The organism is Pseudomonas sp. GV047 (assembly GCF_003058245.1).
GTDB lineage: Bacteria > Pseudomonadota > Gammaproteobacteria > Pseudomonadales > Pseudomonadaceae > Aquipseudomonas > Aquipseudomonas marginalis.
Map to the genome: position 1 here is coordinate 279125 of NZ_QCWA01000006.1, position 25579 is coordinate 304703.

The window sequence follows — 25579 nt, forward strand, 5'->3', positions numbered from 1 at the left end:
GGCGGTTCAGCCGGGCGGGCGGGAGAGGAGGGTGTAGAAGAGGGCGGTGTGCGCCACGCGGGTGCGTCGGCGCACTGCTATGAGGCGCTTACAGCTGGAACTTGCTGACCAGCACATTGAACGAGGTGGCCAGGCGCGACAGGTCCTGGCTGGAGGCGTTGGTCTGGTGCGCACCGGCGGCGGTCTGGGTCGACAGGTCCTGGATGTTGAGCAGGTTGCGATCCACTTCCCGGGCCACCTGGGCCTGTTCCTCGGACGCCGAGGCGATCACCAGGTTGCGCTCGTTGATGCTGGCCACGCTGGCGGTGATGCGCTCCAGCGCCTGGCCGGCGTTTTGCGCCAGGGTCTGGGTGTTGTTGGCCCAGGTCAGGCTTTTGTTCATGGCGGCCACGGCGCCATCGGCACCGGCCTGGACTTCACCGATCATTTTCTCGATGTCGACCGTGGAGGTCTGGGTGCGGTGGGCCAGCGCCCGCACCTCATCGGCCACCACGGCAAAACCACGGCCTTGTTCACCGGCTCGGGCAGCTTCGATGGCGGCATTGAGGGCCAGCAGGTTGGTCTGGTCGGCAATGCCGCGGATCACATCGATCACCTTGCCGATTTCGCGCACCTGGTCGGCGAGGTCGGCGACCGATTGGGTCGAATCGTTGATCTCGACCACCATCGATGACATGCCCGACACGGCCTGCTCCACCTGCTGGCGACCGTCCTCGGCTTCGGCGGTGGCCTGGCGCGACGCCTCGGAGGTCGACACGGCGTTGCTCGCCACTTCGTCGACCGCTGCGGTCATCTGGTTGACGGCGGTGGCGGCTTGCTGGATTTCGTCGTTCTGGCGGGTCAGGCCGCGGCTGCTTTCGTCGGTGACCGCGCTCAGCTCTTCGGCGGCTGACGCGAGCTGGTCGGAAGCGTTGGCGATTTCCACCAGGGTGCTTTTCAGGCCGCCCTGCATATCCGACAACGCCATCAACAGTTGCCCGGCTTCGTCGGTGCGCTCGGTAACGATGGCTTGGGTCAGGTCACCCTTGGCAATGCGCTGCGCGCCTTCCACCGCCTGTGCGATGGGGCGGGTGATGAGCCGCGTGATCAGCACGCCAATGATGATTGCAATGATGAAGGCCAGCACGATGCCGGCAATCATCCAGGTCATCGCACTGTTGCGCAGATCGTCGGCGGCGGCGGCGCCTTCCTTGATCTGGCGGTTATTGGAGTCGACCATCACGCGAATCAGCTCACGTGCCTGGCGGAACAGTTCATTGTTACTGGTGTTGAGCTGCGTACGGGCTTGCTCAAGCTGGCCGGCATCGAGCATCGCGATGATGCGTTCGGAGTTACTGACGTAGGTGGGCCAGATCTGGTCGAACTTGTCGCCGGCTGCCCGTTCGTCATCTTCCAACGGTGTGGCGCGATAAATGGCGTAGGCGGTCTGGCTGCGCTTGAGTTCGTTGGCGATGTCCTGGCGCACGCGTTCGCGGTCCTGCTGGGCCACATCGCCATTGCTGGCATCCACCAGGCGATACAGGCCACGGTTGTGGGCGACCATGCCATTGAGGGTGGCGGCGGTATTGCTCACCGAGACCAGGTTGTTCGAGAAGGTCAGTTCAAGCGCCGAAGCCAGCCGTGTCACGCCCTTGATACCCAAGGCGCCCACGACGAGGGTGATGAACGCGCACAATACAAATGAGAGCAGCAGTTTGGTTGAAATCTTCATGACTGGAATCCGGGTATGAGGGGAGGAAGCTCGCGCTAGAGCCTCCCTGGCATTGTGCGATGTCGTAATGACATCATGCAAATCCGGAAAGTTTCAGTTCGTACAAAAAAGCCCTGTTCATGACGGTTACACACATGTTTCAAACTATTGCGAAAACGCACCAGTTTCGTTTTTTGATGTCAGATATTTCGTCATTCAGTGAAAGCTGAATGCCGCCCCCCAGCGTCGCTGGAGGTGCTCTTCCGCGGTCCAGGAGGCCGCCATGTATCGACGACTGCTGCTCAGCGCTTTACTCGGTCTGACCCTTTCCGCTTGTGTGCCCTACTACGATGGAGGCCAGAGCTACTACCGTTCCGAGGTCTACACCTCACCGGCGCCGGCTTATTACTATGGCGGCGGCACGGCGTATCAATATCGCCGTGATTACTACCCGTCGCCGCGTTACTACGCTCCGGCACCGCGTTACTACTCGGCACCGCGTTATTACCAGCCGGCGCCTCGCTATTACCCGTCAGGGCCAAGGGCCGGTTACCGGCCTTACCCGAACCAGGGCTGGGGGGATCGTTGGAACAATGGCGGGCATGGACGCGGTGGCGATCATGACCGTGGAGGTGGCCGCGGCGGTCACCGTTGACCGGCCTGTATGACAAGCGGCGCATGAAGCGCCGCTTTTTCATGGGCGCAAAACCTCAGTAATCGGACAAGTCCGCCAGCGGGTGCCGGCCTTCCCACGCCTTGGTGAAGTGCGCCTGCACCACGGCGTCCGGGACCGTATTGATGTCCGGCCAATGCCAATGGGGCTTCTGGTCCTTGTCGATCAACCGCGCGCGCACCCCTTCGCTGAATTCCGGATGGCGGCAGCAGTTCAGGCTCAGGGTGTATTCCATCTGGAACACCTCGGCCAGGGACAGATGGCGGGCCCGCTGGATCTGTTCCCACACCAGGTGTGCGGTCAGCGGGCAGCCTTCGCTCAGCGTCTTGCCGGCGCGGTTGAACAGCGGGTCGGCGTGGTCGCGCAGCGGGCTCAAGGCGCGCCAGGCGCTGCGCACATCGCCGACGTCCAGCCATTCGTCGATCTGTGCCCGGCGCGGCAGCCATTGCGCCTCGGGTTGCTGGGCCACGGCTTCCTGGGCCAGGGCCTTGAACAGGCTGTTGAGCTGTATCGCGGTCTGCTCCTGCCAGTTCAGTTGCAGCAGGCCATCGAGCAACTCGTCTTGTTGATCGTCGCGCAGGAAACGGTCGGCCAGGCCCAGGTCCAGGGCGTCACGGCCGTTGATATGGGCACCGGTAAGGCCAAGGAATAAGCCCAGCTTGCCCGGCAGGCGCGACAGGAACCAACTGGCGCCCACGTCCGGGTACAGGCCGATGCTGATCTCGGGCATGGCCAGGCGGCTGCTCGGCGTGACAATCCGTATGGCCGCACTTTGCAGCAGGCCCATGCCCCCGCCCAGCACGTAGCCGTGGCCCCAGCAGATCAGTGGTTTAGGGTAAGTGTGCAAGCGGTAGTCGAGACGATATTCCGCAGCAAAAAACTGTGCGGCCAGGGCCGGCACTTCACCCGGCTGCTCGCGGCAGGCCTGGGCCAGGCTGCGCACTTCGCCCCCGGCGCAAAACGCCTTGGGCCCGTTGCCACGCAGCAGCACACAGACGATGTTCGGGTCTTTGGCCCAGGCCTCCAGGCGATCAGTCAGGGCCAGGATCATCGGCAAAGAGAGGGCATTGAGGGACTTTTCAGCGTCGAGGCTGGCGATGCCGACGCGGGCGCCGCCGCTGCCGGTCAGTTCTTCGAAGTGCAGATTCATCGTGACCTCAATCGAGAAGGTGAAGGATCAGTATGATCGCTTCGTGGGAAAGTGCCGGTGGTGTGTCAGATCAATTGACAAGCAGGGCCGGCTTTCCTAGGGTTCGCCTCATTCTTTTCTACAAGACATTTCAACTATGACCGAAGGCGACCGTATCAAACTCGAACCCAGCTGGAAACACGCCCTGCGTGATGAGTTCGATAAGCCCTACATGGGCCAGTTGCGCGAGTTCCTGCGCCAGGAACATGCCGCCGGCAAAGAGATCTACCCGCCCGGCCCGCTGATCTTCAATGCGCTTAACTCAACGCCGCTGGACAAGGTCAAGGTGGTGATCCTCGGCCAGGACCCGTACCACGGCCCCGGCCAGGCCCACGGTTTGTGCTTCTCGGTACAACCGGGCGTGCCGGCGCCGCCGTCCCTGGTCAATATCTACAAAGAGCTCAAGCGCGACCTGAACATCGACATCCCCAACCACGGCTGCCTGCAGAGCTGGGCCGACCAGGGCGTGTTGCTGCTCAACACCACCATGACCGTGGAACGCGCCAACGCCAATGCCCATGCGGGCAAGGGCTGGCAGTTCTTTACCGATCGGATTATCGAGGTGGTCAGCGAGCACCAGCCGCACCTGGTGTTCCTGTTGTGGGGCGCCCATGCCCAGGGCAAGCAGAAGCTGGTCGATGCCACCAAGCATTTGGTGCTGACGTCGGTGCATCCGTCGCCGTTGTCGGCGTACCGGGGGTTCCTGGGGTGCGGGCATTTCAGCCGCACCAACAAGTTTCTTGAGCAGAACGGCGAAACGCCGATTGAGTGGCGGTTGCCGCCGCTCTAAGGCCAGGCACAGTTCAACCTGTGCCGAAGGTTTAGATTTTTTCCGGCTGACGGTTCCAATGCCGAAACAACGGCTCCGCCAGGAACAGCACAAACAACAAGCGCATCACCTGCATCGCCGTCACCAACGGCACCGACAGTTGCAGGGTCTCGGCCGTAAGGCTCATCTCGGCAATCCCGCCGGGCATCATGCCCAGGGTCAGCGAGCGCAGGTCCAGGTGGGTGAGGGCGCTCAAGCCCACCGCCGCCAACGTTGCCAGCGCCATGGTCAAGGCCGTGCCGATCAAGGTGCGGCCCATGAACGATGGTGCTCGACGAAAGAACTGCCGATTGAAGTGGCAGCCCAACCCGCTGCCGATCAACCACTGGCCGATCTGGCTGCCGCCGTCGGGCAGGCCGATATGCAGGTCCCACACCACGCTGGCCGTCGCACTGACCAGCAAGGGGCCGAACAACCACGGGTTAGGCTGGCGCAAGCGCTGCCATCCCCAGGCCACCAGTGCACCGAGTGGAAACAGCAGCGCCAGCCACACCCAACTGACCGGCGCCGGATGAAACTGCGGCGCACCGCCGCCCAACAGATACTTGAAGATCGCCGGCACACACAGCACCACCACCAGCACACGCAGGCTTTGCCCTGCCGCCACACGGCTGAGTACCGCGCCATTGCGCGAGCCGAGGTTGACCATCTCCCCGGAACCGCCCGGCATGCTCGAGAAAAACGCGGTGGCGCGGTCTTCGCCACTGCGGCGCATCAACCACACGCCGACCACGCTCGACAGGCTGGTGACCAACGCACCGAAGAAAATCAGGCCGAAATGGCTCATTACCTGTTCGATTACCACGGGGGTGAAGTGCAGGCCGATGCCGATGCCCACCACCCATTGGCCGCATTTGCGCCCGCCGGGAATCTCCGCCAACTGCCAGGGCGTTAGGCAACGCACGAGGATGATCGCCAGTAAGGAGCCGACCATGTACGGCAAAGGCCAGCCGACCAGGCTGGCCAGGTAACCGCCGGCCAGGCCGACCAGCGGTGTTCCCCACCAATGTTTAAAGGTGACCTCAGACATCGGCCACGGCACGACGCTGCAGGGCACGTTTGCGGTAGATGCGCACCAGCGGGAACGCCAGCATCAACGCGGTCAGTACCCACACCCCGAAGGTGATCGGGCTTGACCAGAGAATCTGCAGGTCACCGTTGGAAATCGACAGCGCGCGGCGCAGGTTCTGCTCCATCAGGCCGCCGAGGATAAAGCCCAGCAGCACCGGCGACAGCGGGAAGTCCAGCTTGCGCAGGATGTAGCCGAAGATGCCGATGCCGACCATCAGGAACAGGTCGAAGGTGGTGGCGTGCACCGCGTACACACCGATCGCGGTGATGATCGCGATCACCGGCACCAGCGCCCAGTTCGGCACGGCGAGGATGCGCGTGAAGATGCGGATCATCGGGATGTTGAGGATCACCAGCATGATGTTGGCGATAAACAACGAGGCGATCAGGCCCCAGACGATGTCCGGTTGCTGTTGGAACAGCAGCGGGCCGGGGGTGATGTTGTACAGCGACAGGGCGCCGATCATCACGGCGGTGGTGCCCGAACCGGGAACGCCGAGGGTCAGCATCGGCACCAGGGCACCGCAGGCGGACGCGCCGATGGCGGTTTCCGGTGCCGCCAGGCCGCGCATGTCGCCCTGGCCGAATTTGCCGCTGGCACCGGCCAGGCGTTTCTCGGTCATGTACGCCACGGCCGAGGCCAGGGTCGCGCCCGCGCCGGGCAGCACGCCCATGATGAAACCGAGCAGGCCGCAACGAATGTTCACCACGAACACCGAACCTGCTTCCTTCAGGTTGAACATCATCCGTCCGGTGGCCTTTACTGCTTCCTGGCCTCGGTGGGTTTTTTCCAGCAGCAACAGGATCTCACTGATGGAGAACAAGCCCAGCACCAACACCACAAACTGGATGCCGTCGGTGAGGTGGATGTTATCGCCGGTAAACCGGTACACGCCGCTGTTGGCATCGATGCCCACTGCCGAGAGGAACAGGCCGATCAGCGCCGCCACGAAGGTTTTCAGCGGTTTGTCACCGGCCATGCCGCCCAGGCAGACAATCGCAAACACCATCAGCACGAAATATTCCGCCGGGCCGAAGGCAATCGCCCATTTGGCCAGCAGCGGCGCGAACAGCACCATGCCGCAGGTGGCGATAAACGCGCCGATGAACGAACTCCACGCGGACAACGACAGCGCCACGCCGGCCAGGCCTTTGCGGGCCATCGGGTAGCCGTCGAGGGTGGTCATCACGGTGGAGGCTTCGCCCGGGATGTTCAGCAGGATCGAGCTGATACGGCCGCCGTATTCGCAGCCCAGGTACACGGCCGCCAGCAGGATCAGCGCCGATTCCGGCGGCAGGCCCAGGGCGAACGCGATGGGGATCAACAGCGCCACGCCGTTGATCGGGCCCAGGCCCGGCAACAGGCCGACCACGGTACCGATCAGGGTGCCGCACAGGGCAGTCACCAGGTTGTAGGGGGACAGCGCAACGCCGAAGCCCTGGCCCAAATAGCCGAAAGTATCCATATCAGTTCTCCAGAACGTCGAGCAGGCCGAGGGGCAGCGGAACATCCATGGCTTTATCGAACAGCAGATAAAGACCGATGGCCATCAGGCTGACGATCACCACGCTGGGCACCCAGCGCCCGCCATACAGGCGCGCCATGGGGATGCCGATCAGCATGCTGCTGAGGATGAAGCCCAGGGGCTCGAAGGTGCCGGCAAACACGATCAACAGCGCCACGCAGATGCCGATCTTGACCAGGGTCTGGCGGTCCAATGCCGGTTCTTCTTCGGTGTGCTGGGTGGGTTGCGGGCGGAACAGCATGTAGATCAGCGCCAGGCTCATCAGCCCGAGCATCAGCAATGGGTAGGCGCGGGGCCCTACGGGTTCGTAGGAAAACGACGCCTGGTAGGGCCAGGCCATCAGCGCCAGACCGGCGCAGGCCAGCAGCAGCGCGGCGGCGAATATGCGTTGTAAGAGCATGTTGAACTCCTGGGCCATGCCTGGGGTTCGCCAGGCATGGCCGCGCGACAGAGGGGCGATTACTGGATCAGGCCGAACTCTTTGGCCAGCACTTTGTAGTCAGCCACCTGTTTCTTCACGTAGGTGTCCAGCTCCGGGCCGGTCATGGCGAACGGGAACAGCTCGCGCTGGTCACGCAGCTTGGCGAACTCGTCGGAGGCCAGCAGTTTGTCGAAGGCCTCCTTCCACCAGGCGTAGTCGGCATCGCTGACTTTTGGCCCGAGGTAGAAGCCACGCACCACCGGCCAGACGATGTCGTAGCCTTGCTCTTTGGCGGTCGGAATATTCTTCATTTCCGGCTCGTCCAGGCGCTCCTCGGAGAACACCGCCAGCAGGCGCATGTCACCGCTGAGGATGTGCGGCATGGAGTCGGAGATGTCGGTACTGCCGACCTGGATATGTCCGCCGAGCAGGGCGGTGGCGATTTCACCGCCGCCTTCGAGCGCCACATAGCGCAGCTCGCGCGGGTTGATCCCGGCGGCCTTGGCGATCAGGGCGGTTTGCATCCAGTCCTGACTGCCGACGGTGCCGCCGGAACCGATCACCACGCTGCCGGGATCTTTCTTCAGGGCTTTGACGAGATCGTCGAGGGTCTTGTAGGGCGAATCGGCTTTAACGGCGATGGCACCGTAGCTGGTACCCACGGCGGCCAGCCAACGTACGGCGCTCTCATCGAAGCGCCCGAACTTGCCCTGGGCCAGGTTCAGCAGCGAACCGCTGGACCAGGCCACGAGCGTACCGCCGTCCGCAGGACGCTGGGCCACCACGGCGTTGTAGGCCACCGCGCCCACGCCGCCCGGCATGTAGGTCACGCGCATTGGTTTGCTCAGCAGTTTCTCGTTGACCAGCGCGCTTTGCGCCAGTTTGCAGGTCAGGTCAAAACCACCGCCGGGGGAGGCCGGGGCGATGCATTCCGGGCGCTTGGGTTCGTCGGCGGCCAGCAGTTGGCCGGCGAACAGCATGCAGCCGGCGGCGAGGGCCAATTTACGCAATGAAGGGGTCATGGTGATCTCCGTCTTTGTTGTTATGAGTGGCTTACCAGAGCGCAACGCTGTAGCTGACCAGCAGGCGCATTTCATCCGCATCACGGGCTGAATAGTTGGAACGGTAGGTGGCATTGCGCAGGCGCACGGCGACATCCTTGAACGTGCCGCTTTGCACCACGTACTTGATCTCGCTGTTGCGTTCCCATTCCTTGCCGGTGTCGCCGTTCCTGAGCTTGATATTGTCACCCGAGAGGTAACGGCTCATGAAACTCAGGCCGGGAATGCCCAGCTTGGCGAAGTCGTAGTCGTAGCGCGCCTGCCAGGAGCGCTCCTCGGCGCCGGCAAAGTCGTTGATCTGCACGAAGTTGACCAGGTACGGGTCGCTGCCATCCACGTACGGAAAGGCACTGTCGCCGGACATATGCTGGTAGCCGGCGCTGAGCTTATGGCCATTGAGGGCATAGCTGAACAGGCCGTTGAGGGAGGTGTTGTCGATCTTGCCGCCACGGGCTGCGCCTGCGTCATCGCTGATCGCCAGGCGCAGGTCGGTGGCGAAGGTGCCGGGGCCCATCGGGCGCGCGGCAACCAGGCCGAGGAAGTGCTGGCGGTACACGTCGTCGAGTTGGGCGAAGTGGTAGCTGCCGGTGATCTTGTCGGCGAACTTGTAGTCGACCCCGCCGAAGTTGAAATGCTTGCCGGTGGCACCGCTGAGAAAGCGGCTGTTCTTGTTGTTGAGGGCGATGTCCTCGTAGTTGCTGTCGTCGCGGTCCTTGGCCTTGTCGAGGCGGCCGCCGGTGAAGACCAGGTTCTTGAATTCCTTGGAGGTGATCAGGCCACCGTTGAAGGTCTGCGGCAGGATGCGCCCGTCATTGGGCTTGAGGATCGGCAGTTCAGGCATCAGCGAGCCGATCTTGAGCTCGGTGGCGGAAATCTTCACTTTGCCGGTCAGGCCCAGCTTGGAGTACTCGTTGGCGGCGCGACCATCATCATGGGTGGGCAGCAGGCCGGTGCCGGTGCGGTCGGGGCTGGAGTCGAGCTTGACGCCGAGCATGCCCAGCGCATCCACGCCAAAGCCGACGGTGCCGTCGGTGTAGCCCGATTGCAGGTTGAGCATGAAGCCCTGGGCCCACTCGTCGCGCTTGGACTGCTGGGCGCTGGTGCCGTCGCGAAAGTCGCGGTTGAAGTACATGTTGCGGGTTTCCAGGGTCGCGCTGCTGTCTTCGAAGAAGGCAGCCTGGCCAAGCGGCGAAAAGCCGGCAAGGGCAGCGGCACTGGCAAGGGCGGTGTGGGTCAGGCGGGAAATACGAACAGGCGGGCAAGCCTGTGGCTGTGTCGACAGCATCGTGGTGCACTCCGTTATTGTTCTTATTTTGGCGAAAACGCTTCGAGGCGTTTTTCGGGCGCGACCCATCAGGTCGCTCGGCAGGCATGACCTACCGTGGCTGGATGCTAAAGGGCGAAGCTTTCACTAACCTTTCAGCTGCCTTTCAATGTTTTCAGGCTTCACAGGGCAGTCGGCGCCTGTAAACTGCCCGGCAAAGCGTGGCGCCGACCACGTCCGAATAAGGTGGAAATCCATGCGTGTCCTTCTGGTTGAAGACCATCTGCAACTCGCCGAAAGCGTCGCCCAAGCGCTCAAGAGCACAGGTTTGACCGTTGACGTATTGCATGACGGCGTGGCCGCCGACTTGGCCTTGGGCAGTGAGGATTACGCGGTCGCCATCCTTGATGTGGGCCTGCCGCGCATGGACGGTTTCGAGGTGCTGGCGCGCTTGCGGGCGCGTGGGAAAAACCTGCCGGTGCTGATGTTGACCGCGCGCAGCGATGTGAAAGACCGCGTGCATGGCCTGAACCTGGGCGCCGATGACTACCTGGCCAAACCGTTCGAACTGACCGAGCTGGAAGCCCGGGTCAAGGCGCTGCTGCGCCGCAGCGTATTGGGCGGCGAGCGCCAGCAGGCCTGCGGGGTGCTGGTCTATGACCTCGACACCCGCCGTTTCACCGTGGGCGGCGAGTTGATGACGTTGACCTCCCGCGAGCAAGCCGTGCTTGAAGCGCTGATTGCCCGCCCAGGCCGGGTGATGAGCAAGGAGCAACTGGCTTCCCAGGTGTTCGGCCTGGACGAAGAGGCCAGCCCCGACGCCATCGAAATCTACGTGCACCGCCTGCGCAAGAAGCTCGATGGCCACCCCATCGCCATCGTGACGTTCCGCGGTCTCGGCTACCTGCTGGAAGCCCGCGATGCATAAGCCCAGCAGCCTGCGCTGGCGCCTGCTGTGGAACCTGGCGCTGCTGCTGGTGCTGTTGATGCTCGCCAGTGGCATGAGTGCCTACTGGAACGGTCGCGAAGCGGCGGACACCGCCTATGACCGCACGCTGCTGGCCTCGGCGCGTACCATCGCCGCCGGCCTGACCCAGGTGGACGGTACCCTCAGCGCCAACGTGCCCTATGTCGCCCTCGACACCTTTGCCTACGACAGCGCCGGGCGCATCTATTACCAGGTCAATGACATTGATCAGAAACTGATTTCCGGCTACGAAAACCTCCCCGGCCCGCCCCCCGGCACACCGCGCACCGACGACTACCCGGCGCTGGCGCGCTTCTACAACGCCAAGTACCAGGGCCAGGAAGTGCGGGTGGTCAGCCTGCTGAAGGCGGTCTCCGAACCGAACATGAACGGCATGGCGGAAATCCGCGTGGCCGAAACCGATGAGGCACGGGTGAGCATGGCCCGCAGCCTGATGGCTGACACCTTGCTGCGCCTGGGCATGCTCGCCATTGGCGCCTTGTTGCTGGTGTGGTTTGCCGTCAGCGCCGCCTTGCGCCCGCTGGAGCGCCTGCGCACGGCGGTGGAAGAGCGCCAGCCCGACGACTTGCGGCCGTTGCCGTTGGTGGAGGTTCAGCATGAGTTCGGCCCGCTGGTGCGTTCCCTCAACCACTTCACCGAACGCCTGCGCGGCCAGTTCGAGCGTCAGGCGCAGTTTATTGCCGATGCATCCCATGAACTGCGTACCCCGTTGGCGGCGCTCAAGGCGCGCCTGGAGCTGGGCCTGCGCGCCGAAGATCCCGCAACCTGGCGCAGTACCCTGGAAACCGCCGCCCAAGGCACCGATCGGTTGACCCACCTGGCCAATCAGTTGCTGTCCCTGGCGCGCATCGAAAACGGTGCCCGGGCGATTGCCGAAGGCGGCGCGCAGTTGCTCGACCTCAGCCAATTGGCCCGTGAACTGGGCATGGCCATGGCGCCGTTGGCCCATGCGCGCGGCGTGGCACTGGCGCTGGAGGCGGATGAACCGGTGTGGTTGCGTGGCGAGCCGACGCTGCTCAACGAGCTGTTGAGCAACCTGGTGGACAACGCCCTGGCGCACACGCCACCGGGCGGCAACGTGATCCTGCGGGTGACGGCGCCGGCGGTACTGGAGGTGGAAGATGATGGCCCGGGCATTCCGCAGGATGAGCGCGACCGGGTGTTCGAGCGCTTTTACCGCCGCAGCCAGCAAGGCATGGGCTCAGGCCTGGGGTTGGCGATCGTGGGCGAAATCTGTCGCGCGCATCTGGCCCAGATCAGCCTGCATGACGGCGAGCACGCGGGGTTGAAGGTGCGGGTGAGTTTTATCGCCGGTTGATCAATCGAACATGGCGCGCGCTTCATCCAGCTCTGCGCGCAGTTTTTCGCTGTAGGGATCAACCCGCAGTTTTTTCATCGCAGGCACGCTGGAGACGTCCACCTTGGCCAGGGGGTGATCGGTGCCGTGATGGCAATACAGCATGGCAATCTGCACTACGTCGATGTAGTCGAGGCAGGCTGAGTCCCGCTCCAGGTTCAGGTACTGGCCCGGCAGTTTCGCCAGCATTTCCGGGAAGTCCCAGCCACTCAGCAACTTGTCGCCCAGCACCGGGTGGATGCTGTCGATCACGTGGTTGAGGCTGACCGGATCCGACAGCAGCTCGTAGTGGTCTTCGGCGTAGGTCAGGATCGGCAGCACGCCGATCTGGTGCACCAGGCCGCCCAGCGCTGCCTGGTCCGGCTTGAGCTGGCTGTGGTTGCGGCACAGGGCGTAGCTTACACCTGCCACTTCCAGGCTGCGGCGCCACACATCGCGCATTTTCTGTTCGACCACTTCGGAACGGGCATGGAAGATCTGTTCCATCACCAGGCCGATGGCCAGGTTGCTGCTGTAGTTGGTGCCCAGCCGGGTGATGGCGGTGTGCAGGTCGGTGACTTCCTGGGTGGCGCGCAACAGCGGGCTGTTGACCACTTTGATCAGGCGCGCCGACAACGCAGTGTCGCGGCCGATCACTTTACTCAAGTGGCTGATGCTGATTTCCGGGTCTTCAGCGGCCTGACGGATGTTCAGGGCCACTTCCGGCAATGTCGGCAGAACCAGGTCATCGTTGTCGATGGCCTTAACCAACGCCTGTTGGACTTTTTCCGCCAGTTTGTTCATTCATGCTCTCTAGGGTGTTGCAGGAAAATACGGCGACTAACGCTGGATCTCACGATCGCGGTCAAGGGTGTAAGGCAGGTCAAGCAGTTGCAAACCGGGGCCTTCCAGTGTGCCTAGGTGCACATCGCCACTATCGGCAGCTTCGGCTTGCAATACCGCCAGAAGTTCAATCACCTGGTCAGCTTTTGCTGCAATCACCACTTCGCCGATCGAGCTGTTGTGGCTGGGGGAAAACAACGGGGTGCCTGGCTCGGGCATTTGCGCCGCGTTCAAGCTCAAGCGGTACAGGCGACGCTTGAGTTTGCCCAGGTACTGCATGCGCGCGACGATTTCCTGGCCGGTGTAGCAGCCTTTCTTGAAGCTGACGCCGCCCACGGCCTGCAGGTTGAGCATCTGCGGGATGAACAGTTCGCGAGTCTGGGGCATGACCTGGCCGATACCGGCGCGGATCTGGCCCAGTAGCCAGTGATTCAAGTCGGTTTGTGTCAACTGTGCGGCCAATTGGCCGCGCACGCCGTCGGCTTGCTCGGCCGGTACCCAGAGTTCGGCGCGGGCGGGGGACACGCGGACGGCGATCAGGTGTTCGGTACGGGCAACGCTGTCCGTTTCGGTGGGCAGCTCAAGGCCAAGGCCGGTCAGCGCCTGATCGCCATCGATCACACCGAAACGCACCCAGGCGGCGCTTTCGTCGGTGAGCTTGGACTTGGAGAACACCGCATATTTCTTCAGGTCCGCCAGTTGCGGTTCGAGCAGTTCGCTGGCCATGGCCAGGAGTACGCCGTCGCCCTGCAACAGGATGCGGAAGCTCGACTGCATGCGGCCTTTTTGCGTGCAGCGCGCACCGAGGCTGGCCTGGGTGTCGCTCAGGTAATTGAGGTTGCAGGTGAGTTGTCCCTGCAGGAACTTGGCAGCGTCGGAGCCGCGGACGGCGAGAACGCCTTCGTGGGACAGGGGGCAGAAGAAAGCAGAGTCAGCCATGGGTCATCGCAGGTCAAAAAGTCATGGGTGCATCATAGAGGGGCGCCCGGCAAATGGATAGTTTCCGTAGGGGGCGACCAAAGCCGACTGTTCCGGTGCCGTCGGGCCTGTATACTTGCGCTCTATTTGAGGAGCGCTCCATGGTCGAAGATGTAGAAATCAATCGTCTCTACTGGCACAGCCGTCGTGGCATGCTTGAGCTTGATGTGTTGCTGGTGCCTTTTACCAAAGAGGTGTATGCGACGCTCAATAAGGAAGATCGCGATCTCTACGTCAGGCTGCTGACTTGCGAAGATCAGGACATGTTCGGCTGGTTCATGGAGCGGGCCGAATCCGAAGATCCTGAACTGCAGCGCATGGTCCGGATGATCCTGGATCGTGTCCAGCCCAAGTAATCGTTTTGAATGCCGCTGGCAGGCCTCACGGCTGCTGCTGGCGGCGTATCTCCTTGCCCAGCTGTTCGCGCTGGGTGCGCTGATGGTCCTCGACTCTCCCTTTGCCGTCCTCGGCGTGCTGGCGTGCCTGGCCCAGGCTGCCTGGGTATTGCCGCGTTATGTCCTGCTGACTCACCGTTCGTCGATTCGTGGCCTGCGACGGGATGAAGAGGGCTGGCAATTATTCAGCGGTGAGCGCGGCTGGCATCGCGTGCAGCTGCGCCCCGACAGCCTGGCGTTGCCGCTGATTGTGGTGTTGCGCTATCGCGTACCGGGGGAATGGCGGGTTCGCTCGGTCTGCGTGCCGACGGATTCGCAGGCCGCCGATGTGCACCGGCGCCTGCGGGTTCGCTTGAAGTTCAGCCGCCGTAGGTGGTTGGCACCAGAATAGTGTCGCGGGCCTCGGGCAACATCTGCGGGTAGTCGAGGGTGTAGTGCAGGCCCCGGCTTTCCTTGCGTTCCATGGCCGAACGGATCATCAACTCCGCGACTTGGGCCAGGTTGCGCAGTTCGATCAGGTCACGGCTGACCTTATAGTTGCTGTAGAACTCGACCTTATGAGGCTAAACCCAATGGATACAGGGGTTTCAGCCGATGATCGTCAACCACCGCTCCCAAACTGGGACAAACCTGTTACAAACTGCGCTCGCCAAGCCGTACCACTATCGCCGGTCTGGTCGCTATTACCTTCGCCTTCGCCCTCAAGGAACCGTTAAGGGCTTCTTCACGCTGTCACTCAGGACTACCGACAAGGCCACCGCAATGACCATCTCCGACGACATCCTCTCGACCCTCAAGGCTTACCACTTGGACAACCCCGAGGCGTCATGGGACGAACTCCGTGAGCGCCTTATAGACATCGCTGAGTACAACCTGACGATGGCACACGGTGACAGTTCACTGGTCGCTTACGAGATGATCAACGATGAGCATCACTTGGCGCTCCGTAAGGCGTCCGCACAGTTGCCCCTAAGCATCAATCAGCAACGAGCAGTCAGTAAGGCCCTTGAGATCCTTGAGGCCTCTCAGGAGCGTATGCGGGGACGGTCAGGAAAGCTGGCCGAGATCGTTAAGGACCTCAATGGTGAACCTTGTGGCACGTCTGTAGCCCCTTGCCTGTCCCTATCTGTAAGCGCTTCCTCAGGTCTGACCTTCAAGTCCCTCTCCGCGCTCTATATGGCCGAGCAAAAGGACAACGTACAGGCCAGCACTATGAGAGATGTAAAGTCGTCTTGTGCGGCTATCAGCGCTGTATTGGGAGACCTCGACCTTAAAGGGCACACTCGGGCTGACATGGTGGCGCTCAAGGCAAAGCTCCTTGAGGACCGCAAAGGTTCCACTGTGAACAAGTTACTGACCCGGCTATCAACTGTCATGGATTGGGCTGTTCATAATGGCTACATCGACAAGGGCTTCGATAAGGGATTGAAGCTATCCAAGGATGCTGACAGCTCCCGTGAGGCGCTCTCTCAGGATCAGGTAAAGGCCCTGATGGCTCACGCTAACTCACTACCAGTAGACGTATGGCAGCGTTGGGCGTTGTCCCTTGGGATCATCACAGGGACTCGTATCGAGGAACTCAGACAGTTGACCAAGGCTGACGTTAAACAGGTCGGCAGCGTGTGGGTCATCGACATCAATAGGAATGACGGCAAGACAGCTAAGACCAAGAATGCTCTCCGTGTTGTGCCACTGACTGATGGTGCCTACGGCTTCGATCTTCAGGCGTTCCTTGAGTTTGTCGATAAGGCTGACTCACGGCTGTTCACACTGGGAGCCGGTCAGTTCTCGAACGTGCTCAATGGGGCCCTTAGGGAGGTCCTGACGTTGAACGCTGATCGGACCCAGACCTTCCATTCGTTGCGTCACTCGCTGGCCGGTGCCTTGAAGGCCGCTGAGGTGCCTGTGGGAACCGCTGAGTCCATCTTGGGGCACGCTTCGGGGTCTATCAGCTATGACCTGTATGGGGCGGGGAGTGCCGTTGAGGTGGGCCGTATGGCTGAGGCGCTGGTAAGTGCGTTTCGTATGGCCGTATGATACTACCCAGAGTTGAATTGACTCATCTGTGAGGCACCGCGAGTTATACGAATTTCCAGCGCGGATAGTGTGCGATAGCGGGTGATCGAATTTCATCTCAGGGAAAAATTGCCCGGACCTTTAATCTAAGGAGTGCGACTTAAGATGTTGAGGGCATTTGATAAATTACTTATCGTTTTGGCGAGTGCTTTACTTTTGTTTGTTAGCTTCTCTGCGTCTGCCGATAAGGGCTGGATAAAACTCGTTTCAGCAGAAGACGGTTCAACTTGGGAAGCTATGCCAGGATCGTTTGAATTTTCACAAAATAAAAGTGATGTTCCTATTGCCGTGTTGGCAGGTAGAGCCATTAGTGCCAAGCGCAAGAAAATAGAATTGAGTAAGTGGTATGTCACTGCTGGGGATTGCAAGAATAAAATGGGGAAGTTGGTAACCCTCAATGTTAGCGGTGAATATCAGTTTGAAAGTGATTTTATATTTGATAGTGGGAATGTAGCTTCATTTATTGCCAAGTTCATCTGTGATGTTGCAGATCAGAGTATAAAGAATGCTGATGGTAAAAGTTTGTGAGTGTCTCTGTTTGAGAGGGGATTTAAACCCCCCACAATAACCAGAGCGACACCACCCGAAACGTGGCGACCTCTGTGAATGATGCTGTAAGGTCACCTCCAAGGTGGCCCTCTGTGGGTAAGGTGTATCCGGACAGTGGCTCATACCCTTAAGGGGATCGTTGAGTCGCTGAAGTATTGAGTTTGGAATTAACCCTCACGGTCCTGAATGAGATCTGAGGAGTTCGTAAGGGGTTGCCCTTGCGGAATTCACGTAGAGCCGCCCTGTTTTGACTGAGGTTTCTGTTGGTTTGTCAACCGATTTAATTAACCCTCACGTTTAGGAGACGACCATAAGAAATCTTAAGTCCTCCTATAGCTTCCTGGTTTGGCTACTCATAAGTAGCATGTCCAGGCTGCACAATTCCGACCCTTGCTCTCTCATAGAGCTTGGCATGATGACGCCTTCGGGTGGCCTGTAGTCGGAGCAGGCGTGTACTGAAGTAAGCCAGGTGTGTCCTGGTCATAACTGAGTTTGGGGCTCTCAGATTATGCTTCAGTATATAGGGGCTTTTATCTTTAAGTTTCTAAAGAGAGACTTGAAGTGCATCATAATATTATCTATTAAATTATCTTTGCTTTTGACTTAAAGACCTTGAGTTATGGTTCTTGCTTCGCAATGAAGACCATGGCTGTGAGTCAACTTTGACACTTGAGTCTCCCAGCTAAGCAGCCCTTTAAAACCTTCTGAGTCTTCTCCCTGGTCGCTCATTCAAAACACCCACTAAAAACCCTCACCATAAAGGGGATACAGCTAAGTCTTCCTCTCAGGGAGGTCCGCATGGTCTGTTACGTGGATCCTTCAGATTGCCTTTGCGCTCTCTCCTGATTGCTTGATTAGCTCTGCTGTGTGGGGTCTGAGATCAGCGAGCCCTGATTTAACCCTCACGTTTAGGAACACAACATCCAACGTCTCAACGCCCGTCGCTGGGCTCATATCAACGTCAAGTCTTTCTGAATGCTTCTTGAGCCATAGTCGATGCCCGTAGTGGGGTCTTGACGGTCGGCCTGTGGAAGCGAACTCAGGGAGCATTCAAAAAGGACACCACTACTATGCTTAACGACATCAAAGAAATCACCATGACCACCGTCGAGATTGCCGCTATGACTGGCAAGCGTCACGACAACGTTTTGCGAGATGCTGACAGTGTCATCGAACTGGTCTCGAAATCTCGCCCCTCAGTTTTGAGGAGCCAAATTGAAGGCGTCACTGAGTCGACCTTTGAGAGCCGTGGTAAGCAGTACCGTATGCTGATTTTGAATAAGCAAATGGTCTTCACACTGATTACGGGTTACGACACCGCACTGCGTTATACGGTGGTCGGTCGCTGGATCGAACTTGAGCAGGCAGCCAACCCGGCGTTCGCCTCACAGGCAATCACGGAAACGCTGATCGACCTGCAAACCCGAGTCGATGCAATGGCACCAGCCTACGACGAACATGTCCGTAAAGGGACCACCACGGGCTATACGTGGCGTGAAGCCTGCCGTCTGGCTGGCGTAGCGAACCCAGATAAGGTGATGGAAATGTTCATCGCCACGGGGCGCGCAGCTAAGCGCAAGGATCTGACTCGGATGCACCCTAAGTACGCCAAGAGCGGCTGGGTCCGTGAGGTCTCCACGTCCAACAAGGCTATCCAACTGACCGGCCACCTCTTCAAGGTCACCCTCAAGGGTATCAATGAGTGGCTTCGACCGAACGCTGAGAACATCGCCAAGGGACTGATCGAACACCGCAAGCCTCGACCTGTAATCGACAGTGATGGCTATGTGATAGACATAAAGGGCTTTGGTTCTGAGAGGATGACCGTTTGGGATGTTGCTAATAGTCCCAATGACGTTAATCAAGTCCAGCGTGAAGCCCATGAGCGTAAACAGCAGGCTCTCAATGAGTCAGCTTAAGCCCGTGTCCTATACGGAAACCATATTGATGGATGCCCCTAAGGATATGCGCAGGGAAGCACTGAGAGCAATTTTGGAAATAGATAAGGCTCCTGGTCTGTTCTGTATTCCAAGGCCCACAGAGTCCACTAAGAGGCTTTGGGTTGAGCGGGAGTTGGCCAAGGTAGGCTGTAAGTACGGTGACTAATCACTGTCAGGTTTATCCCATTATCAATCAATAAGTCCGCGCTGAAAGTAACCTAATGTCCCGCGCATGGGACTATCCGAAATACAAATCCAGAGATGCCATTGGAAGTGAATCAGTAGGGAGAGACGTATGGTCTCCGCCTTTCTGGTCTTCTCTTCCTTATGCGCCTGATTCCCTTACCAATGTCAGGAGACAAATAAATCATGAATCTCAATATCACAAACGTAACTCCTAAGTCTGTTGAGTTGTTTGGTCAGACTCTCACTCGCTCCTTTGCAGAGGCCGTGATGCTGCCCCTATTGGTCTTTCAGGCCGGTAAGGATCGTGTCCGTATCACTAAGGTCGCAGAGGCTTTTGATAATGCTGGACTGTCTCTAAGTTCCGTTCCTGAGGCCTCACGCTTCCTCTTTGAGCAACGTCAGGAAGTCGAGCGATGGGAACGCGACCGTCAAGTATTGGCTCAAGAGGCTGTTGATCGTGTCCATATGTCCACTCCTAAGGAGCAGGCAGAGAAGCGACTTGAACGTGAGCGTAAGTTCGCCAAGGTACGCTCTCATGGTGAGGCTATACGTTCCCGGTCCGGCAATAGTGTTGACTGGTAATTAGCTAACCATTACAGGAATAGTCCTTTGTCTTGCTGAGGATATTTATAACAACTTTAGGAGAACTACATGAAACCTTTTGAGAACAAAAAACCAGACTCATACAGTACCGCCATCACGTCCGATACTTATGGTCAGGTTGATGGTGGGCAGATTCAATACAATGCCGGTCCGGTCCGTAAAGACTTCCTGGCGGCTTCGGATACTTCGGTTTACATCGAGTCGATCAGCCAGGCCTTTGATGAGTATCTAAACTCTGAGGATTGGCGTGAAGCTGCCATAGAGGCGACTCCTTGTGAGTTCCGTCCTTATGGCTCTAACGCCACGGGGCAACAGATCGCTCTCCTGGCCGACCAATCGGTGACTTTTGATCCCCGTGAGAACTGGGACAATCAGGTTGTAGACAAGGCCGATGTGCTGGCTGGTGAATTCATCTTCACTGAAGCCGCCGAAAAGGCCATCTTGATCAGCCATCGGATCACCATGCTTGACCATACGCTCCAGGCTGGTTGGACTGAAGGGTCCATGATGCAAACTGGTCAGAAGCTCTTACTGGACATTGAGTTACATGCTGCTGGCAAGGTCGCTGGGGCACTTGTAGGAGCGCCTTCAGTGGATACCTCATATGTTGGGGCACTATCAGGCAAACCTGTTGAGAAGGCTGAGGACATCTTGGACATGTTGGCCGAACACGTTAACCCTGCTGTAGGTGTTGATGTGGCTGACTTCATCATCCTGATCCCTTCGGCCATCTCTCCTATGCTCAATCGTGCCGCTCAACGTGCTGGCCTTGAGGATGCTCAGGAACTCTTGGGGACGGGCGTACAGGCCTACTCAGGTACTGACTACGGTGTCTTTATGCTGCCTAAGTCCTTCACTTCAGTGAGCTACCGGACGGGCCGTAATGGCGACATCTGGAAGGTTGAGGCGACACGTAATGCTGCTATGCAAGGCTGGGACCTTGAGATCCGCTGTGTCTTCGATATTCTGGCTAATGCCATGGTCCGTGTGAAGTTGGACACTCAAGGTCTACAGACTGAGACCGTGCCTTTCAAGATGATCAAGCGTTTGGTCTTTGCTGTTGCTCCTTAAGGGACACAGTAGGGCGGTCGGGTTATCCAATAACAAAATAGCTTCACAGTGACGATTCACTTTAGGGCGGCTTCGGTCTCCCTAAATTTTATGTAATGTTATATCGAATCAATTGGAGGTTGCATATGACGATCACCTTAGGGGACGCCTACTTGGTCTTCTATGGTGTGTCGTTACTGGTCCGTCTCATGGTTGCCGTTTGGGGCCTATGAGGCAGTCTTAACGGGAAAATTTGGGAATAATTTGTGTGCCCATCTAAAGAAGGGACCTTTATCAAATTCCCCCATGGGCCTCCCGCGCCACGCCCAGGCGCACGATAGTGACCCTTGCGGGCAGGCGATAAGGACCCCAGCGTTGGGACAAATGTGCGCCAAAGCTGTTACAAACCGGGATCCTATGGTGCTACGCTATGGGCTCCTAACGTGCCTCAAAAGGTCGGTGTAAGGATCGTATCCTTCGCCTCTGACAGCATCCCTGGATAGTCCAGCGTGTAGTGCAGACCCCGAGATTCCTTACGTTCCATGGCAGACCTGATCATCAGTTCCGCTACCTGAGCAAGGTTCCTCAGTTCAATCAGGTCTCTACTTACTCGGTAGTTGCTGTAGAACTCATCAATCTCATCCAGCAGCAATCGCACCCGGTGCTGTGCCCGTTGCAGGCGCTTGTTGGTGCGCACGATCCCCACGTAATCCCACATGAAGCGCCGCAGCTCGTCCCAGTTGTGGGCGATGATCACGTCTTCGTCCGAGTCGGTAACCTGGCTGGCATCCCAGCGGGGCAGGGCGGCCGGCACCGGGATGCGCGGCAGTTGTTCGAGAATGTCGGCTGCGGCCGAGCGGGCGTAGACGAAGCATTCGAGCAGTGAGTTGCTGGCCATGCGGTTGGCGCCGTGCAGGCCGGTGAAGCTGGTTTCGCCAATCGCGTACAGGCCGGGTACATCGGTACGCCCATGTTGGTCGACCATCACGCCGCCGCAGGTGTAGTGCGCCGCCGGCACCACCGGGATCGGGCCTTTGGTGATGTCGATGTTGAACGCCAGGCAGCGCTCGTAGACGGTCGGGAAGTGGGTCTTGATGAACGCTTCGGGCTTGTGGCTGATGTCCAGGTAGACGCAGTCGATGCCCAGGCGCTTCATTTCATGGTCGATGGCGCGTGCGACAATATCCCGTGGAGCCAGCTCGGCGCGCGGGTCGAAACGCTGCATGAAGCGCTCACCATTGGGCAGCTTGAGGTGTGCACCTTCGCCGCGCAGGGCTTCGGTGATCAGGAAGCTCTTGGCCTGTGGGTGATAAAGGCAGGTGGGGTGGAACTGGTTGAATTCCAGGTTGGCCACCCGGCAGCCCGAGCGCCATGCCATGGCAATGCCGTCGCCGCAGGCGCCGTCGGGGTTGCTGGTATAGAGGTAGACCTTGGCGGCGCCGCCGGAGGCGAGGATGGTGAAGCGCGCACCATAAGTATCCACTTCGCCGCTGGCGCGGTTGAGCACATAGGCGCCGAGGCAGCGTTCGCCCGGCAGGCCCAGGCGCTTTTCGGTGATCAGGTCGACAGCGACGCGTTGTTCCAGCAATTCGATGTTGGGGCGTTGGCGGGCCTGGTCGAGCAAGGTCCTGAAGATCGCGGCACCGGTGGCATCGGCGGCGTGGATGATACGGCGATGGCTGTGGCCGCCTTCGCGGGTCAGATGGAACTCGAAGCCGCCGTCATCGCTGCCTGCGTGTTCATCGCGGGTGAAGGGCACGCCCTGGTCGATCAGCCATTGGATCGCCTCGCGGCTATGCTCGACGGTGAAGCGCACCGCGTCTTCGTTGCACAGGCCACCGCCGGCGTTGAGGGTGTCTTCAACGTGGGATTGCACCGTATCGGTGTCGTCCAGCACGGCGGCGACACCGCCCTGGGCCCAGAATGTCGAACCGTTGGCCAGGTCGCCTTTGCTCAGGACGGCAATGCGCAAGTGGCTGGGAAGGGTAAGTGCAAGGCTCAAGCCGGCCGCGCCGCTACCGATCACCAGGACATCGTGTTGAAACTGTTGGCTCATTTGAAGGATTCCGCAAAAAGCGATCCACAGGGCTGGCGCAAACAGGACGCCTGGATCGGCGAATCAAAGGGTCACACGGGCCACTAGTATATAGAGGGGGGGAGCGGCACAATAGCCGGGCATTCGTGGCAATGTGAGATTACGGTGCACGGCTCGGGTAAAATCGGCAGGTTATTGAGATGGGAACTTTTTGCATAAGCCTCGACTCAATAGCAGGTTGCCCGAAAGCTGGGAAACGTTGAGTTTATTGGCCCGTCGGGAGCATTGGACGCGTCAGAAAACCGACGACAAGATTATTCGCGCAGCCGGCGTTGCCCGCGCTGCGTTTTTCGTGTGTGCCAAATCAGTGCATGCCGGAAACTTGCTTGAAGGGGGAGAACTTTTGCGAAAAGTCCGAGTCTATGTTTGCAAGCCTGATCGTTTAGTTATGCAAGCCTCCTTCAAGTACAACGAGGAGTGTTCATGCTAACCCAGGAAGAGGATCAGCAGCTGGTCGAGCGCGTTCAACGCGGTGACAAGCGAGCATTTGATCTGCTAGTGCTGAAATACCAGCACAAAATTCTCGGGTTGATCGTGCGGTTTGTGCACGACACCCATGAAGCGCAGGACGTTGCACAGGAAGCCTTTATCAAGGCGTACCGTGCACTGGGCAATTTCCGCGGTGATAGTGCGTTTTACACGTGGCTCTACCGCATCGCCATCAACACGGCGAAGAACTATCTGGTGTCTCGCGGACGCCGCCCACCGGATAGTGATGTAAGTTCAGAAGATGCAGAATTTTACGATGGTGATCACGGCCTCAAAGATCTCGAGTCGCCGGAGCGTGCATTGCTGCGCGACGAGATCGAAGGCACCGTTCATCGCACGATTCAGCAACTGCCAGAAGATTTGCGTACGGCGTTAACTTTACGTGAATTCGATGGTCTGAGTTACGAAGACATTGCGAGCGTCATGCAGTGTCCGGTGGGGACTGTAAGGTCACGGATTTTCCGGGCCCGGGAAGCCATCGATAAAGCCTTGCAACCGTTGTTGCAGGAAAACTAAAGACAGCGGCGACAGCCAAGAGAGGAACCGCCATGAGTCGTGATGCCCTGCAGGAATCGCTGTCCGCAGTGATGGATAACGAAGCGGATGAACTGGAACTTCGTCGAGTGCTCAATGCATTTGATGATGCCGAAACCCGTGATACCTGGTCTCGTTACCAAGTCGCTCGGGCGGTGATGCACAAGGATCTTCTAATCCCTCGTCTGGATATTGCTGCGGCCGTTTCTGCCGCGCTGGCTGATGAAGCCGTTCCGGCAAAAGCTGCTCGTGGCCCTTGGCGCAGCCTGGGTCGCCTGGCAGTGGCTGCTTCGGTGACTGTTGCAGTGCTGGCCGGTGTTCGCCTGTACAACCAGGACGAAATCGCCGGTGCCGAACTGGCCCAGCAGACTCAGCAACCGGTCATGGCCGGTCCGCAAGTCAAAGGCCCAGCGGTACTGGCCGGCTACAAGGAAAGCTCCGACACCACCGGCCCTATGGCCAACGGTGTGCTGCAAGGGCAATCCGGCTGGCAGGACCAGCGTCTTCCAGGCTACCTGCGCCAACACGCACAGGAATCCGCCTTGAAAGGCACTGAAAGCGCTCTGCCATACGCTCGCGCTGCAAGCCTGGAAAACCGCTGATCCGTTAAGGAGCCCTATGCGCGCCATACCGCTCCTTACCTTATTGCTCAGTGGTTGGTTTGCACTCCCCGCCCATGCCGACGACGCCCAAGACTGGCTGACTCGACTTGGGCGTGCAGAGCAGCAGCAAAGTTTTCAAGGTACGTTTGTCTACGAACGTAATGGCAGTTTTTCTACCCATGACATCTGGCATCGTGTCCAGAATGGCCAGGTCCGTGAGCGGCTCTTGCAGCTCGATGGTTCTGCTCAGGAAGTCGTTCGTATAGACGGTCGTACTCAGTGCGTCAGCGGCACTCTTGTCGCCGGCCTTGGCAATTCGCGTGATGCGCCCTCGCGCGCCCTCGATCCGCAAAGACTCAATCAATTCTACGAACTGGCCGTTATCGGCAAATCTCGCGTGGCCGGTCGTAATGCAGTGATTGTGTCGATTACACCCCGTGATCAATACCGCTACGGTTTTGAGCTTCACCTTGATCGTGAAACTGCCTTGCCGCTCAAATCCTTGTTGCTGAATGATCAAGGGCAGTTGCTGGAGCGCTTTCAGTTCACTCGATTGGACACCTCCACCACGCCTAATGATCGCGACTTGCAGCCCAGCGGCGAATGCACCTCCATCGCCGTCGGCGACACCAAGGCAGCGGCCGTAGAGGCCACCGAGGCGTGGCACTTGGAGTGGTTGCCGCCAGGCTTTCAGCTGACCAATAGCAGCGCCCGCAAGGATCCCCATACCAAGGCCACGGTCGACAGCCTGATGTATGAAGATGGACTGGCGCGCTTCTCGGTGTTTCTCGAGCCGATCAGCGATGTGAGCGTGACCGAGACTCGCACCCAATTAGGCCCCACGGTCGCTGTATCTCGTCGCTTGAATACGGTGGATGGCGAAATGATGGTGACTGTGGTCGGCGAAATACCTATTGGCACCGCCGAACGCATCGCACTGTCGGTGCGCGGTGAAAAAAAGGCCACCCCCAAGCCGTGAGTCGTTAATCCTATGTTCATCCGGATCTTTCACAGTACGCCCATGCCAGGTTGGCTGCCGAGAGCATGAAATGTCTGGATCAGCATTTTCACTTGCAAAAATCTCCCATGTTTTTTATAGGTCAGGGCTTGTTGGCCCTGGCCTTGTTTTGTTCGCGGAACAAAGATGTCGTTCGCAGTTTTCGGCGTTTCTTGAACCCTGTCGCTCAACCC

General features: G+C 59.2%; 25 protein-coding genes and 1 pseudogene. 14 read left to right on the forward strand and 12 right to left on the reverse strand.

The annotated features are described in order from the left end of the window. Positions 1-88 precede the first annotated feature (88 nt). Entirely contained in the window at positions 89-1711 is a 1623-nt protein-coding gene (locus C8K58_RS17580; protein WP_092356560.1) for a methyl-accepting chemotaxis protein, read from the reverse strand. A gap of 262 nt (positions 1712-1973) precedes the next feature. Between C8K58_RS17580 and C8K58_RS17585 the strand changes: the two genes are divergently transcribed. After that, the gene (locus C8K58_RS17585; protein ID WP_081744398.1) at positions 1974-2345 is read left to right on the forward strand and encodes a hypothetical protein; all 372 of its coding nucleotides are present in this window, start codon (positions 1974-1976) and stop codon (positions 2343-2345) included. A 55-nt stretch (positions 2346-2400) separates the two neighbouring features. Here C8K58_RS17585 and C8K58_RS17590 read toward each other — a convergent pair whose 3' ends face one another. Continuing rightward, positions 2401-3513, reverse strand: a complete 1113-nt coding sequence (locus C8K58_RS17590; protein ID WP_065938877.1) for an enoyl-CoA hydratase/isomerase family protein — start codon at positions 3511-3513, stop codon at positions 2401-2403. A 136-nt stretch (positions 3514-3649) separates the two neighbouring features. On the opposite strand from C8K58_RS17590, the gene ung reads away from it, so the two are divergent. Further along, on the forward strand, positions 3650-4342 hold the full coding sequence (gene ung / locus C8K58_RS17595; RefSeq protein WP_027604331.1) for a uracil-DNA glycosylase: 693 nt from the start codon (positions 3650-3652) through the stop codon (positions 4340-4342). 31 nt (positions 4343-4373) lie between these two features. Here the strand turns inward: ung and C8K58_RS17600 are convergent, their stop codons facing one another. Genes C8K58_RS17600 through C8K58_RS17620 form a run of 5 tightly spaced genes read right to left on the reverse strand, consistent with a single transcriptional unit; the run spans position 4374 to position 9745 of the window. Beyond that, positions 4374-5411, reverse strand: coding sequence for an AbrB family transcriptional regulator (locus C8K58_RS17600; protein ID WP_027604330.1), 1038 nt, complete (start codon positions 5409-5411; stop codon positions 4374-4376). Beyond that, the gene (locus tag C8K58_RS17605) at positions 5404-6918 is read right to left on the reverse strand and encodes a tripartite tricarboxylate transporter permease (RefSeq protein WP_027604329.1); all 1515 of its coding nucleotides are present in this window, start codon (positions 6916-6918) and stop codon (positions 5404-5406) included. Before C8K58_RS17605 ends, C8K58_RS17600 begins: the two co-directional genes overlap by 8 nt. Before the next feature lies 1 nt (position 6919). After that, entirely contained in the window at positions 6920-7378 is a 459-nt protein-coding gene (locus tag C8K58_RS17610; RefSeq protein ID WP_027604328.1) for a tripartite tricarboxylate transporter TctB family protein, read from the reverse strand. Positions 7379-7437: 59 nt separating this feature from the next. Beyond that, complete coding sequence (locus C8K58_RS17615; protein ID WP_027604327.1) at positions 7438-8421, reverse strand: tripartite tricarboxylate transporter substrate binding protein; 984 nt, start codon at positions 8419-8421, stop codon at positions 7438-7440. A gap of 31 nt (positions 8422-8452) precedes the next feature. Next, the gene (locus tag C8K58_RS17620) at positions 8453-9745 is read right to left on the reverse strand and encodes an OprD family porin (RefSeq protein WP_065947359.1); all 1293 of its coding nucleotides are present in this window, start codon (positions 9743-9745) and stop codon (positions 8453-8455) included. Between the two features lie 235 nt (positions 9746-9980). Between C8K58_RS17620 and C8K58_RS17625 the strand changes: the two genes are divergently transcribed. Continuing rightward, on the forward strand, positions 9981-10652 hold the full coding sequence (locus C8K58_RS17625) for a response regulator (protein WP_108573986.1): 672 nt from the start codon (positions 9981-9983) through the stop codon (positions 10650-10652). Beyond that, positions 10645-12030, forward strand: a complete 1386-nt coding sequence (locus C8K58_RS17630) for a sensor histidine kinase (RefSeq protein ID WP_027604324.1) — start codon at positions 10645-10647, stop codon at positions 12028-12030. Before C8K58_RS17625 ends, C8K58_RS17630 begins: the two co-directional genes overlap by 8 nt. On the opposite strand, the gene C8K58_RS17635 is transcribed toward C8K58_RS17630, so the two are convergent. Both C8K58_RS17635 and C8K58_RS17640 read right to left on the reverse strand, forming a co-directional pair. Next, positions 12031-12852 carry an HDOD domain-containing protein gene (locus C8K58_RS17635; RefSeq protein ID WP_027604323.1) on the reverse strand — a complete coding sequence of 274 codons (822 nt, stop codon included), beginning with the start codon at positions 12850-12852 and terminating at the stop codon, positions 12031-12033. 36 nt (positions 12853-12888) lie between these two features. Further along, entirely contained in the window at positions 12889-13830 is a 942-nt protein-coding gene (locus C8K58_RS17640; RefSeq protein ID WP_027604322.1) for a folate-binding protein YgfZ, read from the reverse strand. A gap of 140 nt (positions 13831-13970) precedes the next feature. Between C8K58_RS17640 and C8K58_RS17645 the strand changes: the two genes are divergently transcribed. Beyond that, on the forward strand, positions 13971-14225 hold the full coding sequence (locus C8K58_RS17645) for a succinate dehydrogenase assembly factor 2 (RefSeq protein ID WP_027604321.1): 255 nt from the start codon (positions 13971-13973) through the stop codon (positions 14223-14225). Continuing rightward, entirely contained in the window at positions 14209-14655 is a 447-nt protein-coding gene (locus tag C8K58_RS17650) for a protein YgfX (RefSeq protein WP_108573987.1), read from the forward strand. Before C8K58_RS17645 ends, C8K58_RS17650 begins: the two co-directional genes overlap by 17 nt. Here the strand turns inward: C8K58_RS17650 and C8K58_RS17655 are convergent. Beyond that, positions 14624-14815: pseudogene (locus C8K58_RS17655) on the reverse strand (L-aspartate oxidase); the annotation flags it as partial. The gene C8K58_RS17650 and the pseudogene C8K58_RS17655 overlap by 32 nt on opposite strands. A 43-nt stretch (positions 14816-14858) precedes the next feature. Between C8K58_RS17655 and C8K58_RS17660 the strand changes: the two are divergent. The 5 genes from C8K58_RS17660 to C8K58_RS17680 all read left to right on the forward strand — a co-directional run bounded on the left by C8K58_RS17660 (position 14859) and on the right by C8K58_RS17680 (position 20689). After that, positions 14859-16301 carry a tyrosine-type recombinase/integrase gene (locus C8K58_RS17660; RefSeq protein WP_108573988.1) on the forward strand — a complete coding sequence of 481 codons (1443 nt, stop codon included), beginning with the start codon at positions 14859-14861 and terminating at the stop codon, positions 16299-16301. Positions 16302-16445: 144 nt separating this feature from the next. Beyond that, a complete protein-coding gene (locus tag C8K58_RS17665) occupies positions 16446-16868 on the forward strand; it encodes a hypothetical protein (protein ID WP_108573989.1) in 423 nt (140 codons plus the stop codon). Between the two features lie 1091 nt (positions 16869-17959). Next, the gene (locus C8K58_RS17670; protein WP_108573990.1) at positions 17960-18808 is read left to right on the forward strand and encodes a Rha family transcriptional regulator; all 849 of its coding nucleotides are present in this window, start codon (positions 17960-17962) and stop codon (positions 18806-18808) included. Between the two features lie 390 nt (positions 18809-19198). Next, on the forward strand, positions 19199-19597 hold the full coding sequence (locus tag C8K58_RS32305) for a hypothetical protein (protein WP_133822130.1): 399 nt from the start codon (positions 19199-19201) through the stop codon (positions 19595-19597). Between the two features lie 69 nt (positions 19598-19666). Further along, the gene (locus tag C8K58_RS17680) at positions 19667-20689 is read left to right on the forward strand and encodes a hypothetical protein (protein WP_108573992.1); all 1023 of its coding nucleotides are present in this window, start codon (positions 19667-19669) and stop codon (positions 20687-20689) included. Between the two features lie 427 nt (positions 20690-21116). Here C8K58_RS17680 and nadB read toward each other — a convergent pair whose 3' ends face one another. Next, positions 21117-22724: an L-aspartate oxidase gene (gene nadB, locus C8K58_RS17685; RefSeq protein WP_108573993.1), complete on the reverse strand. Its 1608-nt coding sequence runs from the start codon at positions 22722-22724 to the stop codon at positions 21117-21119. Positions 22725-23186: 462 nt separating this feature from the next. Between nadB and rpoE the strand changes: the two genes are divergently transcribed. From rpoE to C8K58_RS17700, 3 genes are read left to right on the forward strand one after another with little or no spacing between them, the layout of a single operon-like run. Continuing rightward, the gene (rpoE, locus tag C8K58_RS17690) at positions 23187-23768 is read left to right on the forward strand and encodes an RNA polymerase sigma factor RpoE (protein ID WP_003172477.1); all 582 of its coding nucleotides are present in this window, start codon (positions 23187-23189) and stop codon (positions 23766-23768) included. Between the two features lie 32 nt (positions 23769-23800). Beyond that, entirely contained in the window at positions 23801-24388 is a 588-nt protein-coding gene (locus C8K58_RS17695) for a sigma-E factor negative regulatory protein (protein ID WP_003172479.1), read from the forward strand. Positions 24389-24404: 16 nt separating this feature from the next. Then, on the forward strand, positions 24405-25367 hold the full coding sequence (locus tag C8K58_RS17700; protein ID WP_098480214.1) for a MucB/RseB C-terminal domain-containing protein: 963 nt from the start codon (positions 24405-24407) through the stop codon (positions 25365-25367). A gap of 29 nt (positions 25368-25396) precedes the next feature. On the opposite strand, the gene C8K58_RS32310 is transcribed toward C8K58_RS17700, so the two are convergent. After that, positions 25397-25576 carry a hypothetical protein gene (locus C8K58_RS32310; protein WP_133822131.1) on the reverse strand — a complete coding sequence of 60 codons (180 nt, stop codon included), beginning with the start codon at positions 25574-25576 and terminating at the stop codon, positions 25397-25399. Positions 25577-25579 lie beyond the last annotated feature (3 nt).